Consider the following 1,328-nt stretch of genomic DNA (forward strand, 5'->3'; position numbering starts at 1 on the left):
GATTTAGATGGCAATGGTGTATTAGACGCAGGAGAGCCAACAGGAACAACAGCAGCGGATGGGACGTATACTATAGAAGGCGTGCCAGCAGGAACAGTAGATATCGTAGTAGATACGACTACTTTACCAGTTGGAGCTACATTAACAGATGGAACAGAGCCAACCGAAGTAACGGTACCAACAAATGGTAGTGTAGATGCAGGAACGGATGGTTATACTACAGCCGGTTCAGTAACCGGAACCGTATATAACGATGAAGATGGTGATGGAACACAAAACGGAACAGAAACCGGATTTACTTCTCCAGTAACTGTATTTGCGGATTTAGATGGCGATGGCGTATTAGACGCAGGAGAGCCAACAGCAACAACGGCAGCGGATGGAACCTATACTATAGAAGGAGTACCAGCAGGAACAGTGGATATCGTGGTAGATACGACTACTTTACCAGTTGGAGCTACATTAACAGAAGGATCAGAGCCAACATCAGTAACGATAACAACAAATGGTAGTGTAGATGCAGGAATAGATGGTTATACAGTGCCTTGTTTAAATATACCTGCGGAAGATTGTGATGGAGATGGAACACCAAATAGTTCTGATCCTAATCCTTTAGATCCTTGTATCGGAGGAGATTTAACAAATGTAGATTTAACAGACACAACAAGTGACTGGGCAACTGCAGATTGTGATGGTGACGGAGTAAGTAACTTAGACGAGGTGGATCCTGATGGAGACGGCGTTCAAGGACCAAACGACACAGATCCAAATGATGCATGTGAATTTACAGCAACAGATATTACTTTACCTGTAACAGCAATTACGGATTGTGATGGTGATGGAGAAACAAGTGATACGGATCCAAATGATACGGATCCATGTATCGGAGGAACATTATCCAATGTAGATTTAACAGACACAACAAGTGACTGGGCAACTGCAGATTGTGATGGTGACGGAGTAAGTAACTTAGACGAAGTAGATCCTGATGGAGACGGCGTTCAAGGACCAAACGACACCGATCCAAACGATGCATGTGAATTTACTGCAGCAGATATTACATTACCTGTAACAGCAATTACAGATTGTGATGGCGATGGAGAAACAAGTGATACGGATCCAAATGATACCGATCCATGTATCGGAGGAACATTATCAAATGTAGATTTAACAGACACAACAAGTGGCTGGGCAACTGCAGATTGTGATGGAGATGGAGTAAGTAACTTAGACGAAGTAGATCCTGATGGAGACGGCGTTCAAGGACCAAACGACACAGATCCAAATGATGCATGTGAATTTACTGCAGCAGATATTACTTTACCTGT

At 43.2% G+C, this 1,328-nt stretch carries 1 pseudogene; it reads left to right on the plus strand.

Going from position 1 to position 1,328, the window contains the following annotated elements:
* A pseudogene (locus ACVCXO_RS02895) lies at positions 1–1,328 on the plus strand (hypothetical protein); the annotation flags it as partial.

The sequence above is a fragment of the Lacinutrix sp. MEBiC02404 genome (assembly GCF_053601575.1).